This window comes from Actinomadura macra NBRC 14102 (assembly GCF_001552215.1).
Taxonomy (GTDB): domain Bacteria; phylum Actinomycetota; class Actinomycetes; order Streptosporangiales; family Streptosporangiaceae; genus Spirillospora; species Spirillospora macra.
Genome location: NZ_BCQT01000017.1, coordinates 320,335 through 334,345, shown reverse-complemented (window position 1 = coordinate 334,345; position 14,011 = coordinate 320,335). Strand labels below are relative to the sequence as shown.

General features: G+C 71.7%; 14 protein-coding genes and 2 riboswitches. Of the genes, 7 read left to right on the top strand and 7 right to left on the bottom strand.

Annotation, left to right across the window (positions count from 1 at the left end):
• Nucleotides 1-4: 4 nt before the first annotated feature.
• The 3 genes from AMA02S_RS43285 to AMA02S_RS27595 all read right to left on the bottom strand — a co-directional run bounded on the left by AMA02S_RS43285 (nt 5) and on the right by AMA02S_RS27595 (nt 3,756).
• Nucleotides 5-199, bottom strand: a complete 195-nt coding sequence (locus AMA02S_RS43285; protein WP_067463249.1) for a hypothetical protein — start codon at nt 197-199, stop codon at nt 5-7.
• A 10-nt stretch (nt 200-209) separates the two neighbouring features.
• A riboswitch (cyclic di-AMP (ydaO/yuaA leader) is annotated at nt 210-350 on the bottom strand.
• 320 nt (nt 351-670) lie between these two features.
• A riboswitch (cyclic di-AMP (ydaO/yuaA leader) is annotated at nt 671-862 on the bottom strand.
• Between the two features lie 417 nt (nt 863-1,279).
• Entirely contained in the window at nt 1,280-2,251 is a 972-nt protein-coding gene (locus AMA02S_RS27600; RefSeq protein WP_067463248.1) for a C40 family peptidase, read from the bottom strand.
• 239 nt (nt 2,252-2,490) lie between these two features.
• On the bottom strand, nt 2,491-3,756 hold the full coding sequence (locus AMA02S_RS27595) for an NYN domain-containing protein (RefSeq protein WP_245667862.1): 1,266 nt from the start codon (nt 3,754-3,756) through the stop codon (nt 2,491-2,493).
• Nucleotides 3,757-4,059: 303 nt separating this feature from the next.
• Here AMA02S_RS27595 and AMA02S_RS27590 point away from each other — a divergent pair, with 303 nt between their 5' ends.
• The 3 genes from AMA02S_RS27590 to AMA02S_RS27580 are packed head-to-tail and all read left to right on the top strand — an operon-like array spanning nt 4,060 to nt 6,945.
• A complete protein-coding gene (locus AMA02S_RS27590) occupies nt 4,060-5,835 on the top strand; it encodes a DEDD exonuclease domain-containing protein (protein ID WP_067463243.1) in 1,776 nt (591 codons plus the stop codon).
• Nucleotides 5,836-5,870: 35 nt separating this feature from the next.
• Nucleotides 5,871-6,623, top strand: a complete 753-nt coding sequence (locus AMA02S_RS27585; protein ID WP_067463240.1) for a rhomboid family intramembrane serine protease — start codon at nt 5,871-5,873, stop codon at nt 6,621-6,623.
• Between the two features lie 34 nt (nt 6,624-6,657).
• Nucleotides 6,658-6,945, top strand: a complete 288-nt coding sequence (locus tag AMA02S_RS27580; protein WP_067463239.1) for an Lrp/AsnC family transcriptional regulator — start codon at nt 6,658-6,660, stop codon at nt 6,943-6,945.
• On the opposite strand, the gene AMA02S_RS27575 is transcribed toward AMA02S_RS27580, so the two are convergent.
• Nucleotides 6,888-7,637, bottom strand: coding sequence for a PDC sensor domain-containing protein (locus AMA02S_RS27575; protein ID WP_067463238.1), 750 nt, complete (start codon nt 7,635-7,637; stop codon nt 6,888-6,890). The two genes, AMA02S_RS27580 and AMA02S_RS27575, sit on opposite strands and share 58 nt — an antisense overlap.
• A gap of 28 nt (nt 7,638-7,665) precedes the next feature.
• On the bottom strand, nt 7,666-8,382 hold the full coding sequence (locus AMA02S_RS27570) for a FadR/GntR family transcriptional regulator (RefSeq protein ID WP_067463227.1): 717 nt from the start codon (nt 8,380-8,382) through the stop codon (nt 7,666-7,668).
• Between the two features lie 82 nt (nt 8,383-8,464).
• Between AMA02S_RS27570 and AMA02S_RS27565 the strand changes: the two genes are divergently transcribed.
• The 4 genes from AMA02S_RS27565 to AMA02S_RS27550 are packed head-to-tail and all read left to right on the top strand — an operon-like array spanning nt 8,465 to nt 12,450.
• Nucleotides 8,465-9,493, top strand: a complete 1,029-nt coding sequence (locus AMA02S_RS27565; protein ID WP_067463226.1) for an ABC transporter ATP-binding protein — start codon at nt 8,465-8,467, stop codon at nt 9,491-9,493.
• Between the two features lie 49 nt (nt 9,494-9,542).
• Complete coding sequence (locus tag AMA02S_RS27560) at nt 9,543-10,751, top strand: ABC transporter substrate-binding protein (RefSeq protein ID WP_067463220.1); 1,209 nt, start codon at nt 9,543-9,545, stop codon at nt 10,749-10,751.
• A complete protein-coding gene (locus AMA02S_RS27555; protein WP_218005134.1) occupies nt 10,730-11,641 on the top strand; it encodes an ABC transporter permease in 912 nt (303 codons plus the stop codon). The genes AMA02S_RS27560 and AMA02S_RS27555 overlap by 22 nt, the downstream gene beginning before the upstream one ends.
• Nucleotides 11,641-12,450 (top strand): ABC transporter permease, encoded by an 810-nt coding sequence (locus AMA02S_RS27550; RefSeq protein WP_067463208.1) that lies wholly within the window; start codon nt 11,641-11,643, stop codon nt 12,448-12,450. Before AMA02S_RS27555 ends, AMA02S_RS27550 begins: the two co-directional genes overlap by 1 nt.
• An 8-nt stretch (nt 12,451-12,458) precedes the next feature.
• Here the strand turns inward: AMA02S_RS27550 and trpD are convergent, their stop codons facing one another.
• Nucleotides 12,459-13,508 carry an anthranilate phosphoribosyltransferase gene (gene trpD / locus AMA02S_RS27545; protein WP_067463205.1) on the bottom strand — a complete coding sequence of 350 codons (1,050 nt, stop codon included), beginning with the start codon at nt 13,506-13,508 and terminating at the stop codon, nt 12,459-12,461.
• A gap of 49 nt (nt 13,509-13,557) precedes the next feature.
• Nucleotides 13,558-13,980, bottom strand: a complete 423-nt coding sequence (locus AMA02S_RS27540) for a response regulator transcription factor (RefSeq protein WP_067463588.1) — start codon at nt 13,978-13,980, stop codon at nt 13,558-13,560.
• Nucleotides 13,981-14,011: the final 31 nt, after the last annotated feature.

The window sequence follows — 14,011 nt, the reverse complement described above, 5'->3', positions numbered from 1 at the left end:
GCCGTCATGACGCGTACGCGGGGTATCCGTAGCCGACGACCTTGTCCGTGTCGCGTGTCTTGACCTTGACCGCGTTCCCGGTGTTGCCCTCGACTGTTTGGATCGTTCCATCATCGCTATTGGCGGCGCCGACGATCACGCCGCTGGTCGTGCGCCAGGTGAGCGCGGGGGATGGGGGCTTGCGGTGCTTGCCTGCCACGGCGGTGTCTCCTTGGCTTCCATGCCGCCTACCGGGTTAGCTGACGGGTTCGGGCGTGGAAGCCGCCCTACGGCCTGCGGGCAGGCCGATTCACCCCGATGGGACGTGTGGGTCCCCGGCTCCGCGGGCGCGCCGCCGGCACGAGGGGCATGGTGCGGCGCGGTGCGGACTCGGCGGGTGGGGCGCCCGGGGACGGGCGCCCGCTGGGGGTTGGTCAGGGGATGTCCAGCTCCAGGCTCGAAGGCGGCGGAGCGGACGGGCGTGGCCGCACGTTCATCGAGCGGCCACGCCCGGAAATCCGGCGGCTACACGTGCCGCGCGGCGCCGGTGGGCGGTGCCGCCCGGCCTGGGTCGGTCCTAGCGATCCGCTGGATCTGTCGTGGAACGCCCGGGTGCGGGACGCGGCGGCGGACTGGCCGCCCGGCGTCCAGGCACGGCGGAGCGTGTTGCTGAGGGTTACTGGACAGAATCACTCCTTCTTCCAAACGCCTACCGGGTTAGCTGACGGGTTCGGGCGTGGAAGTGGCCCTACGGCGGACTCTCTCCGGACGGAGAGAGGCGCCGATTCACCCCGGGGCCGGATTGCCCGTCCGGGAAGGCTCCCGGACTCCGGCGAATGTGGGTCCCCGGTTCCGCGCGAGGCGGACTCGGCGTTGCCGCTGCGATCCTGAGGGCGCGATGAGGCCCGGCGCGGGACCCTGTGTCCCGCGTGCGAAAGAGCGGCGTTGATGTTGTGAGGGCGGAGACCCCGCGTCGGGGGCCGCCGGTTGCCGGAACCCTTCAGGACCGCCGTGGCGCACTCTCAGCGCCATGCACGCTTCGGCGTGCGCACGATCGGCCGGGCCGGCCAGGGGGAGGCGGCACGTGGATCGCGCCGCCGGAGCGCGGCGACTGGATGCGCCGCGCGGGGCCGTGGTGCCTGGTGGGCACCGCGGGGCTCGGGCGCCTGGAAAGCGCCTTGAGTGCTGACAAGGTACCAAAGCACCATCAGAAGGCAAACCCCTACAAAATTAACAACGGACCAGGTCAAAGCCTGGTCCGTTGTTGGTGAGGTCCTCGTAAGGCGCCCCGGGGAGGTACTCAGGGGCGTCCAGCGCCGTAGTAGTTCGACAGGTAGTAGCCCGAGGAGATATCGCTGATCTTGACGACGTCGCCGGTGTGCGGGGCGTGGATCATCTTGCCGCCGCCGACGTACATGCCGACGTGCCCGAGGCTGCTGAAGAACACCAGGTCGCCGGGCTGGAGGTTGCTCCTGTCCACGCGCTTGGTGGCTGCGTACTGCGAGTTGGTGGTGCGGGTGATGCTGACGCCCGCGGCGCCCCAGGCGGTCATCGTCAGGCCGGAGCAGTCGAAGGTGTTGGGCCCCGCCGCCCCGTAGGAGTACGCCTTGCCGAGCTGCGCGTAGGCGAAGTTGAGCGCCTTGCGGGCGGAGCCGCTGGCGGGGCCGTTGTAGGAGCCGCCGGTGCCGCCGCCGCCACTGCCTCCGCTCGGCGTGCTCACGCCGAGCTTGCGCAGCATCTTCTTCTGCAGCTCGACCTGCTTGTCGAGCTCCTTCTTCTTGTCCTTCAGCTCCTTGGCCTTGGCCGCCACGTCGTTGTAGGCGTTCTGGGCCTGCGCCTGCTCGCGCCGCAGCCGCTGGGCGGTGGCGAGGAACTGGGTGAGCTGGGAGCCGCGCTCCTGTGACAGGTGCGTGAAGACCGCCGCCTGGTCCAGGATCGACTGCGGGTCGTTGCTGCCGACGAAGCCGGTCACGTCGGTGGAGTCGCCGTTCTTGTAGGCGGACGCGGCCATCTGCGCGATCTTGGAGCGCTGCTCCTCGAAGGCCGCCTCCTCGCCCTTGCTCGACCGCTTGGCGGCGTCGAGCTTCTTCTTGGCGATCTTGAGCTGCTCGTTGACCTTGTTGAACTTCTCGACGTTCTGGTCGACCTGCTCGTTGAGCTTGGTGAGCGTCTTGCGCACCTCGCCCGCGCTGGGCTTGGGCGCCGCCGCGTGCGCCACCACCGGGGGGAACGCGAAGGAGGTCGTCGCCGCGAGGCAGGCGACGGCCACCATGCGGCGGGTCGCGCTCCGACCTGCGAGGACACCTCGCCGATCGCGCGATTGCGCTGTGCCCCCGATGAGTTCACTGGCCACGGTCGAATTCGCCCCTCTCGTCCACGACATCAGCGGACGACACTAGCGAGGGGCAACACCCGTCACAACCGAAACGTCACATCTTGATTGACTTCTCCATTGAACGCCTACTTTCCGTGATTTCAAGATCACGTTGCGTCGAAGTGCCTTCCCGCACGTCAGGACCTGCCCAGCCGGCGCAGCAGGAGCGTGGACGGTGCGGGCCGCGCGCCCGCACGCCGCGCCGCGTCCGCCACCTCCCGGTCGGCGGAGACCACCACGACGGCGCGGCCGGGCGGCTCGGCCCGCACCAGGTCACCGATCAGCTCGTCGGCGGTCTGCCCGGGTCGGCTGAACAGCACCCGGACGCCCCGCGGCGCCCCGATCGCCACGGGCGCGTCCAGCTCGGCGCCGTCGAACACGCACGTCACCTCGGCGCGGGTCTGCGCGGCGAGCCCCCCGAGGCCCGACACGAGCCGGTTGCGCTGGTCGGACAGCGGCAGCTCCCCGTACCCGGTCTTGGTGACGTTGTAGCCGTCCACGACGAGGTGGACCTGCGGCAGGCTCAACAGCCGGTCGAGAAGCTGCGGGTCGCTGTCGGAAAGGGCCCGCCCCGGCAGCGCCCGGTGCGCGAGCCGGTCCGGCTCCAGCGCGCCGACGGCGTCGGCGGGGCGTCCGATCGTCGATGGCAGCGCCAGCTCCCGGCGGACGCCCTGCGCCGCGTCCACCAGCGTGTCGAGCAGCATCCGCAGCCGGACGTCGTCGACGTTGCGGCCCTCGCGCGCGGCCCGTTTGGCGGCCTCCGCCGCGGCCTCGGCCTGGGCGGCGCGGGCGCGCAGCTTGCGCAGCTCCTTGTCGGCGGCCGCGGTCGACTCCCGCGCGGCGGCCAGCTCGCGCCCGGTCTCGGCGGCGACCGCCTCGGCGTGCTCCTGGGCGGCGCGGGCCCGCGTCCGCGCGTCGTGCAGTTTGCGGCGCAGCTCGGCCACCTCGGCCTTCGCCTCGCGCAGGTCGGCGCGCAGCTTGTCGAACTCGCCGGCGCGCGCCGTCCGCGCGGCGGCCAGCTCCTCCTTCAGAGCGGCGACCCGGCGCTCGGCCGCCTCCTCCTCCGACGCCGAGGCGGAGCGCTCCAGCTCCGCACGCGCCGCCTCGACCAGGCTGGTCCACCCGTCGGGACGCAACAGGTAGGCCAGTACCGCGACCCGGACCGGGTCCGCGGCGGGCGGCACGCGGCCGCCCTCGACCGCCTCCGCCAGCTCCGGCTGCGCCTCCCGAAGTGGCTGGGCCACCCGCTGCCGGAAATCCGCGTCCTTCTCCAGCAGCGCGGCGATGGGCGGGCCGGCGAGCTTGGCGCGCTTGCGGCGCTCGAACCGCGCGAACCGGCGCAGCGGCATGGGCACCTCGTCCGCCGGCAGCGCGCCGATCAGCTCGGCGGCGGCCTCCACCACGCTCTGCCGGACGGCCTCGGGCAGGGGCCCGACCAGCCGCTCGGAGCCGCCACACGTCGCTTCGGGGCTTTCGATGTTCCCGCTCCTTCCGGGCTGTGCCGCCGGTGGGCTGTGTCTTCCCGTGCGACACGCGCCCTAACCAGCGGGAACACAGAACGGCCCGACTCGGGGTCGAAGATCGGCCGGGCCCGCCGTGCCTCCGGGCCGCCCCCCGGTGGCCCCCCACCCGGCGGGACGTGCCGGCGCACCCCCAACCCTAGCGGCCCGGACTTCTGTCGGTGGCGTCCTCTACGGTCCCGGGGCATGACTGCTGCGCACGTCCAGGGCACCCTGGACGACCTCGGCACACCCCTGTCCGAGGTCACCTTCGTGGTGGTCGACCTGGAGACGACGGGCGGTTCGGCGGCCGACTCGGCCATCACCGAGATCGGCGCGGTGAAGGTGCGCGGGGGAGTGGAATTCGGCGAACTCGGCACGCTGGTCGACCCGGGCGGGCCCGTCCCGCCGTTCATCACCGCGCTGACCGGCATCACCACCGCGATGGTGACGGCCGCGCCGCGGATGGACTCGGTGCTGCCCGCCTTCCTGGAGTTCGCGCGCGGCTGCGTGCTGGTCGCGCACAACGCGCCGTTCGACATCGGCTTCCTGAAAGCGGCCTGCGGCGCGCACGGCTACGCCTGGCCCGGGTTCACCGTCGTCGACACCGTCGACCTCGCCCGCCGCGTCCTGTCCAAGGACGAGGTACCCAACTGCAAGCTCGGCACCCTCGCGCGCTTCTTCCGCACCGTCAACGAGCCGACGCACCGCGCCCTGGCCGACGCCCGCGCCACCGTGGAGGTCCTGCACGGGCTGATCGAGCGGCTCGGCTCGTTCGGCGTGACGTCGCTGGAGGAGATGCGCGGCTTCGCCAAGGCGCCCACGCCCGAACAACGCCGCAAGCGCCACCTCGCCGACGACGTGCCGAGCGCGCCCGGCGTGTACCTGTTCGAGGACGCCTCCGGGGAGGCGCTCTACGTCGGCAAGAGCGGCGACCTGCGCTCACGGGTGCGCAGCTACTTCACCGGCTCGGAGACCCGCCGGCGCGTCCGGGAGATGGTCGGCCTCGCCGAACGCGTCCGGACGATCGTGTGCGCCACCGGGCTGGAGGCCGAGGTCCGCGAGCTACGGCTCATCGCCGAGCACAAGCCCCGCTACAACCGGCGCTCGAAGTTCCCCGAGCGGGCCATCTGGCTGAAGTTGACCGCCGAGTCGTTCCCCCGGCTGTCGATCGTCCGCGAGTGCCGCGACGACGGCGCCTGCTACCTCGGCCCGATCTCCTCGCGCCGGCAGGCCGAGGAGGCGCGCGCCGCGCTGCACGAGGCCGTCCCGCTGCGCCAGTGCACCCAGCGGCTCACGCTCCGGCTCATCGAGCGCGGTCAGGCCCGCGCCTGCGCCCTCGCGGAGATCGGCCGGTGCGGGGCGCCGTGCGATGGCCGCGAGTCCGAGGACGCCTACGGCGTGCACGCCGTGACCGCCCGGGCGATCATGGAGGGGGACGTGCGGCCCGTGGTGGCCGCCGCCCAGGTCCGCATCGACCGGCTCTCCGCCGAACTGCGCTACGAGGAGGCCGCCGCCCAGCGCGACCGCCTCGCCGCGTTCGTCCGAGCCGCCGCCCGCGGACAGCGGCTCGGCGCGCTCGCCCGGCTGCCGCAGCTGGTCGCGGCCCGTCCGTCGTTCGACAACGGCTGGGAGCTGGCGGTCGTGCGGTACGGGCGGCTCGCCTCGGCCGGAACGGTCCCGCCACGCGCCGACCCGTGGCCCTACGTGCATGCCCTCACCGCGACCGCCGAGACGGTCTTCCCACCCGCCGGGGGTGCCCCGGGAGGCGTCGCTCTCGGGGCCGCCCCGTCCGCCGGCGCCACCGCCGAGGAAATGGAGTGCGTCCTGCGCTGGCTCGACCTGCCCGGCGTCCGCCTCGTCGAGCTGGACGGTGAATGGACCTGTCCCGCCCACGGCGCCGAGAGCCTGCGCCGGTGGATTGACAACGCGTACGCCAGCCACGACCCCGACTCCCCGGGACGTGCCCGCCCACTAAGGTGACGTGGGAACCCCGCACTGGAGAGGACGACCCTGGCATGGCCTTGCCTCTCTATGACAGCCAGCCCGCCAGACGCGTCCCCTGGGTGACGTATCTGCTGGTGGCGACCAACGTGGTGGTGTTCCTGCTCACCCCGATGTCCAACTTCGCCACCTGGTACGGCCAGCACAGGGTCCGCGAGTGCAAGGCGGCGCACTTCACCTACGAGTACGGCGCTGTCCCGAAGGAGCTCACGACCGGCGAACAGCAGCCGCTGCCCTCGGACGTCGTCCGCGAGTGCGGTCCGGCGGATTTCGGCAAGGCGCCCTGGACGTCCGCATTCACCTCGATGTTCCTGCACTCGGGGGCGCTGCACCTGCTGGGCAATCTGGTCGCGTTGTTCGTCGTCGGAATGGGCCTGGAAGACAGACTCGGGCGGCTGCGCTACCTGCTCGCCTACCTGTTCTTCGGGCTGGTCGCGGTCTACGGGTTCGCCTACACCTCCGCCGATTCGACGGTCCCGCTGATCGGCGCGTCCGGGGCCATCGCCGGGGTCATGGGCGCCTACGTGATCCTCAACCCGCGGGGCCGCATCGTCAGCTACGTCCCGCCGATCATCGTCGTCCGGCTGCCGGTATGGGTGGTCCTCGGCTACTGGTTCGTCCTGCAATGGCTCTCGCTCGGCGACGACGAGAGCAACGTCGCCTACACCGCGCACATCTACGGATTCGCCGCCGGAGTGGCATTCGCGTTCCTCGCAAGGGGTCTTCATGGCAGTGCCCTTGGCGGCGGGCGTTACGGCGGGCGATAGAGTCTTGAGTGTCCTGATCGGAGGAGGGACTCACGTGGTCACTGCGATCGTGTTCGTGAAGGCCGATGTCGCGCGCATCCACGAGGTGGCCGAGACGATCGCCGCCCTGGACGGGGTCAGCGAGGTCTACTCCATCACCGGCGAGCACGACCTTGTGGCGATGGTCCGCGTCCGGCGCCACGAGGAGTTGAACGACGTGATCCCGGGCCGGATCAACAAGGTGCCCGGCATCGTCGGCACCGAGACGCACATCGCCTTCCGCACCTACTCCCAGCACGACCTCGAAGTCGCCTTCGCCCTTGGTCTCGCCGACGCCGACTGACCGGCGGTGACGAGGGAGAGGGGCAGGTCGCCGCACGGGCGGGTCTCGAAGCCCCGGCCGCCGCGGTAGGCCGCTCCCGGCGTCCAGGACGCGGTGTTGGACGCCATGACGCGGCCGGGCGCGTTGACGACGAACGCAGGGGCGGGGATCTCGCGCAGCACCGGGACGATCGCGTTCTCGAAGGTGCGGGCGAACACGTCCGCGGCGGCCACCCCGACGAAGACACCGCCGACGAGCACCGGTGCCGACAGCGTCAGGACGTACTCGTCGCTGCAGAGGTAGTCGACGTACGGGCCGCACACGGTCTTCTCGGCGCCGCCCGCCGGACCGGTGAACCAGTCCCAGTCGGTGTAGTCGTACAGGGCGCTGCTCTCAGGGTCCAGGTCGGGCAGCAGCTGGGCGGGGCCGCCGGACGGGCCGGTCTGCCACCACTCCAGATACCACGCCGCGTCGGCCAGCAGCCCGGGCGCGGCGATGAACCCGAGACCGCAGACCAGCGCACCGAGGTGCCCGAACAGCAGCGGGCGCAGTGCGGCGAGGTCGCCTGTGACCGGTTCGCGGCCGGTGGCGCGGATCTCCGCCAGGCGACGGGCGGAGGCGTCGCGGACCCGTTCGACCGTGGCGAAGACGTCGTCCAGGGTGGCGCGGACGCGGGCGGCGGCCGCGCCGACGGCGGGGGGCTCGGAGGACATGGGCCACCTCCGGATGCTCTGGTGGATGTCAGAGGGAGAGCCGGCGTTCAATCAGATGTTCTACCGCATTCGCGACGTGACTTTCAGCTACATCCCGGGCGAGACCCTCCTCGCCGCGAGCGATGGCATCGACGATCGCGGCGTGCTCGGCGCGGGACCGCGGGCGCCACCGGGACTGGTCGTGGACGGACCAGATCAGCGGCCCGATGTCGGCCTGGAGCCGGATCTCCTCGCGGGTGAGCCGGACCGACTGGGACGCGGCGGCCACCTCCAGGTGCAGCCGCCCGTCCAGCCGGCACATGCGGGCGCCGCCGTCCGGGCCGGACATCTCCGCCAGCGAGCGCCGGAGCCGCTCCACGTCCCCGGGCAGCGACCGTAGCGCCGCCAACCGTGCCGCGGCGCCGGCGATGGCGGCGTAGTGGTCGCCGAGGTCGCGCAGTTCCTCGGCGGTCAGCGGGCGCAGCCGCCCGTCCAGGTCGAACGGCCGGGCCGGGGTGCGGACGAAGCTGCCGCCGCCGCGCCCCCGGCGGGTCTCGATGAGGCCCTGCTGACGCAAGGCCATCAGCGCCTCCCGTAGGGTGACCGTCGAAACGCCGAGATGTCCCGCGAGGTCGGTTTCGCTGGGCAGCTGCTCCCCGTCGTTGAGAAGCCCGAGCGCGATGGCGTCGCTGAGGCGACGGACCACCGCGTGCACCCGCGCGGTGTTGTCGACCGGCGCGAACACGACGAGGCGTGCGCTGTCCATCGCCCCCCTCTCACCAGCGTTGACACAGTGATACAGGATCTTCACTTGAACTGAAACCTATGAATCCATATGTTTTAGTCCCATGGCTTCAGCGGTGCGGATCCGCGATCTACGCAAGACCTTCGGCTCTGTCGAGGCGGTGGCGGGCGTCGACCTCGACATCGAGGACGGCGAGTTCTTCTCGATGCTCGGCCCGTCCGGCTCCGGCAAGACCACCGTGCTGCGGCTGATCGCCGGGTTCGAGCGCCCCACCGCCGGGACGGTCGTGCTCGGCGGGCGGGACGTGACGGCCCTCCCTCCGTTCGAACGCGACGTCAACACCGTCTTCCAGGACTACGCGCTGTTCCCGCACCTTGACGTGCTCCGCAACGTCGAGTACGGCCTGAAGGTGCGGCGTGTGCCGCGGGCCCGGCGGAGGGAGCGGGCCCTGGAGGCGCTGCGCAGCGTCCGGCTCGACGGCATGGAGGAGCGGCGCCCGGCGGAACTCTCGGGCGGCCAGCGCCAGCGGGTGGCACTGGCCCGCGCCCTGGTCAACGAGCCGAGAGTGCTGCTGCTGGACGAGCCGCTCGGCGCCCTGGACCTCAAGCTGCGGGAGGAGATGCAGGTCGAGCTGAAGAGCATCCAGCGGCGGGCCGGCATCACGTTCGTGTTCGTCACCCACGACCAGGAGGAGGCGCTGACGCTCAGCGACCGGGTCGCGGTTCTCGACCGGGGGCGGGTCGAGCAGGTCGGCACGCCCGCGCAGGTGTACGAGCGCCCGGCCACGGCGTTCGTCGCGGGCTTCGTCGGCACCTCCAACCGCATCGGCGGCGTGTGCGTCCGGCCGGAGAAGATCCATGTCGAGGCGCCGGGCGGGTCGACCGCGGGTGAGCCGGGCTCGGGGGACCGGCACGCGTTCGGCACGGTCGCGGAGGTTGTCTACGCGGGTGCGGTGACCCGGTTCGTGGTCGACCTGGAGTCGGGGGACCGGGTCGTGGTGCTCCAGCAGAACCTCAGCACCTCCTCCATGGACGTGATGCGCCACCGCGGCGCGCGCGTCCGCATCGCCTGGCACGAGGCGCACGAGTACCGCGTGACGGACGCCGGCGAAAGGCAGGCGCACGCGTCCTGATCCGCTCCGCGCCGACTCCGTTCCATCCCCCCGAGATAAGGAGTTCTTCATGTGGTCCACGCGCATGGCGCTCGCCCTGGCGGCGACGCTGGCGATCGGACTGGCCGCCGCCTGCGGCGACGGCGATTCGGCAGGCAAGGCGACCGCCGCCGGGCAGGGCGGTTTCACGGTCCCGAAGCTCGCGGCCCCGCAGTCGCTCGGCGCTCCCGAGGGCCAGGTCAACCTGGTCGCCTGGGCCGGGTACGCCGAGGACGGCTCCAACGACAAGACGGTCGACTGGGTCCACCCCTTCGAGAAGGCCACCGGGTGCAAGGTCAACACCAAGGTCGCTGGGACGTCCGACGAGATGGTGACCTTGATGAGGACGGGCGAGTACGACGCCGTCTCCGCGTCCGGTGACGCCTCGCTGCGGCTCATCGCCTCCGGCGCCGCCGCCCCGGTCAACACCGCGCTGGTGCCGAACTACGCCGACGTGTTCCCCGGCCTGAAGCTCAAGCCGTGGAACTCGGTGAACGGCGTCTCCTACGGCATCCCGCACGGCCGTGGCGCCAACCTGCTGATGTGGCGGTCCGACCGCGTCAAGCCCGCCCCCGACTCCTGGGGCGCGGTGTTCGACGCGAACTCGCCGTACAAGGGCAAGATCACGGCCTACGATTCGCCGATCTACATCGCGGACGCGGCGCTCTACCTGATGTCGGCCCGTCCCGAGCTCGGGATCAAGAACCCGTACGCGCTCGACCGCGGGCAGTTCGACGCGGCCGTCGCGCTGCTGAAGACCCAGCGCGGCCTCGTCGGCGAATACTGGTCGGACTACACCAAGGAGGTCCAGTCGTTCAAGAGCGGCGACACGGTCCTTGGAACGACCTGGCAGGTCATCGCCAACCTCGCCCGGGCGGAGAAGGCGCCGGTGAAGGTGACGCTGCCCAAGGAGGGCTCGACCGGCTGGTCGGACACCTGGATGGTCGCCGCCAAGGCCAAGCACCCCACGTGCGCCTACAAGTGGCTCGACTGGATCGTCTCGCCAAAGGCGAACGCGCAGGTCGCCGAGTGGTTCGGTGAGGCGCCCGCCAACGCCAAGGCGTGCGGGCTGACATCGGACAAGACGTTCTGCGCGACCTTCCACGCCACCGACGAGACCTATTTCTCGAAGGTGCACTTCTGGACGACGCCGATCGCCCGGTGCCTCGACGGGCGCAAGAACGTCACCTGCGTCGACTACTCCAAGTGGACCCAGGCGTGGACGACGATCAAGGGATGACCGCGGTGGGCCGTCCGGCGCCGGGACTCCGGCGCCGGACGGCCGTGCTGCTGCACCGCCGGCCATGGCTGCGCTTGTCGCTGCTGCTGTCGGCGCCGCTCGTCTGGCTGGTCACCGGCTACCTCGGCGCACTCGCCGCGATCTTCCTGACCGCGTTCTGGACGACCGACACCTTCACCGGCGAGGTGCTGCACCAGTTCACCTTGGCCAACTTCCAGAGCCTGTGGGACGAGCCCGTCTACCGGACGATCGCGCTGCGCAGCGTGGGCGTCGCGGTGGCCGTCACCGCCATCGACATGCTGATCGGCCTGCCCATGGCCTTCTTCATGGCCAAGGTCGCCCGGCCCGGGCACCGCCCGTACCTGGTGGTCGCGGTCCTGGCGCCGCTGTGGGCGGCCTACCTCGTCAAGGCGTACGCGTGGCGGGTCATGCTGGCCGAGGGCGGCCTCATCGACGAGGTCCTCACGCCGTTCGGTGTCTCCGGGCCCGGCTACGGCCTCACCGCGACCGTGCTCGTCCTGTCCTATCTGTGGCTGCCGTACATGATCCTTCCCGTCTACGCCGGGCTGGAACGGCTCCCCGACTCGCTGCTGGACGCCTCGGGTGACCTCGGGGCCCGTCCGCTGCGCACCTTCCGCTCCGTCGTGCTGCCGATGGTGTTCCCGTCGCTGGTGGCCGGATCGATCTTCACGTTCTCGCTGTCGCTCGGCGACTACATCACCGTGAAGATCGTCGGTGGCCGGAGCCAGCTGCTCGGCAACGTCGTCTACGACAACGTCGGCGCCGCCAACAACCTGCCGTTCGCCGCCGCCTTCGCCACGGTCCCGGTCGTGGTGATGCTGGCCTACCTCGCCGCGGCCCGCCGCACCGGCGCCCTCAGGGAGCTGTGATGACCCTCTCGCCCGCCGCGCGGATCGCGCTGCGCGCCGTGATGATCCTGGGCCTGGCGGTGATCTACGTCCCGCTGCTGGTCGTGCTGATCAACTCCGTCAACGCCGACCGGGCGTTCGGCTGGCCGCCCGCCGGCCTCACCGGGCGCTGGTGGACGCAGGCGATGGACAACGCCGGAGCCCGCCGGGCCGTGCTCACCAGCCTCAAGGCCGGGTTCGGCGCGACCGCCGCCGCGCTGGTCCTCGGCACGATGGCCGCCTTCGCCGTGGCCCGGTACCGCTTCTTCGGACGGGAGGCCATCTCGCTGGTCGTGGTGCTGCCGATCGCGCTGCCCGGCATCGTCACCGGTATCGCGCTGAGCAACGCGTTCCAGGTCGTGCTGAAGCCGCTCGGCATCGGGCTCGGCCTGTTCACCGTCATCGTCGGGCACGCCACGTTCTGCGTCGTCACGATCTACAACAACGTCCTCGCCCGGCTGCGCCGGACGGGCACCAGCCTGGAGGAGGCGTCCGCCGACCTCGGCGCCGACGGCTTGCAGACCTTCTGGTACGTCACGCTCCCGGCGCTGCGCTCGGCGATGCTCGCCGGGGGGCTGCTGTCGTTCGCGCTGTCCTTCGACGAGATCATCGTCACCACGTTCACGGCCGGTCCCGGCACCGAGACACTGCCGATCTGGATCTTCAACAACCTGTTCAGGCCGAACCAGGCGCCGGTCGTGAACGTGCTGGCCGCCGCACTGATCGTGCTGTCGGTGATCCCGATCTGGCTCGCCCAGCGCCTCTCGTCGGGCACCCGCGCGGTGCCCTGACCGGCCGGTCAGCCCCGGAGGCGCTGGGAGACCTCGACCCAGCGGTCCAGGAGGGCGCCGGCGGCACCGGAGTCCACGGCGGCCGCCGCGCGCCCGTACGCGGCGCTCAGCGCCGCGGTGAGCTCGGCGGCGGGCGGCGCGCCCTCGTAGGCGGTGATGAGCGCCGCGGCGTTCAGCACCACCATGTCGCGGACGGGCCCCGGGCGCCCGGCGAACACCTCGCGGGCCACCCGGCCGTTGAACGCGGCGTCGGCGCCGCGCAGGTCCTCGGGGTCGGCCGGCGCGATACCGAGATCGGACGGGTCGAACGTCGTCTCCGCCGCCGTCCCGTCCCGCACCACCCACACCGTCGAGGTGCCGGTAGTGGTCAGCTCGTCCAGGCCGTCGTCACCGCGGAACACCAGCGACGAGCAGCCCCGAGCGGCGAACACGCCCGCGATGACGCCCGCCATCCGCGGGTGGAACACCCCCACCGCCTGCGCGGCGGGGCGTGCCGGGTTCGTCAGGGGGCCGAGGAAGTTGAACACGGTGGGCGTGCCCAGCTCGCTGCGCGCCTTGGACGCGTACCGCAGCGCCGGGTGGAACAGCGGCGCGAAACAGAAGGTGATCCCGGTCTCCTCGGCGACCTGCGCGGTCGCCTCCGGCGGCAGGTCGATGGCGACACCGAGGTGCTCCAGGAGGTCCGCGGCGCCGCAGGACGACGAGGCGGCCCGGTTGCCGTGCTTGACGACCTTGACCCCCGCCGCGGCGCCGACGACCGCGGCCATCGTGGAGATGTTGACGGTGTGGGCGCGGTCCCCGCCGGTTCCGACCAGGTCGGCGAAGCGGTCGGGCACCGAGAGCGGGGTGGCGTTGTTCATCATGCCCTCGGCGAGGCCGGAGACCTCGGCGACCGTCTCGCCCTTGGCGCGCATCGCGATCGCAAAGCCCGCGATCTGCACGTCGGTGGCCTCACCGGCCATGATCCGGTTCATTGCCCAGGCGGTCTCCTCGCTGGTCAGCGACTCGCCGCCCAGCAGGGCGTTGAGCAGTGCAGGCCAGGTCGTGCGCGCGTCCATGTTCTCGTTCCTCTCCCGAGGAGGGTGGGCCGGTCCCTCGGCGAGAGGCTTACAGGGCCGGAAGGCGGTTCTCGGCGCGACCGCGCATGAGCCCGGCGAGCGCGTTGGCCAGGGCCATCGGGTCCAGCGGCAGGCTCACCACGGCGTCGGCCCGCGACCAGGTCGCCAGCCAGCCGTCGTCGCGGCGGGCGATGATCGCAAGGACCGGCGGGCAGTCGTAGACCTCGTCCTTGGCCTGGCGGCACACGCCGAGACCGCCCGCCGGCTGCGCCTCGCCGTCCACGATCAGTACGTCGATGCCGCCCTCGTCGAGCCGCTCCACCACGGCGGGCTGGGTCGCGAGCTCGACGAACTCGACCCGCGGGACGTCGGCGGCGGGACGGCGGCCGACCGCGAGCCGGATCTGGGCACGGGTGTTCGCGTCGTCGCTGTAGACGAGAACCTTCATCGGGCTCTCCGGGGCGGTGCTCATGGAACCGAAGGGTACCGGGTCACGGGCTGGG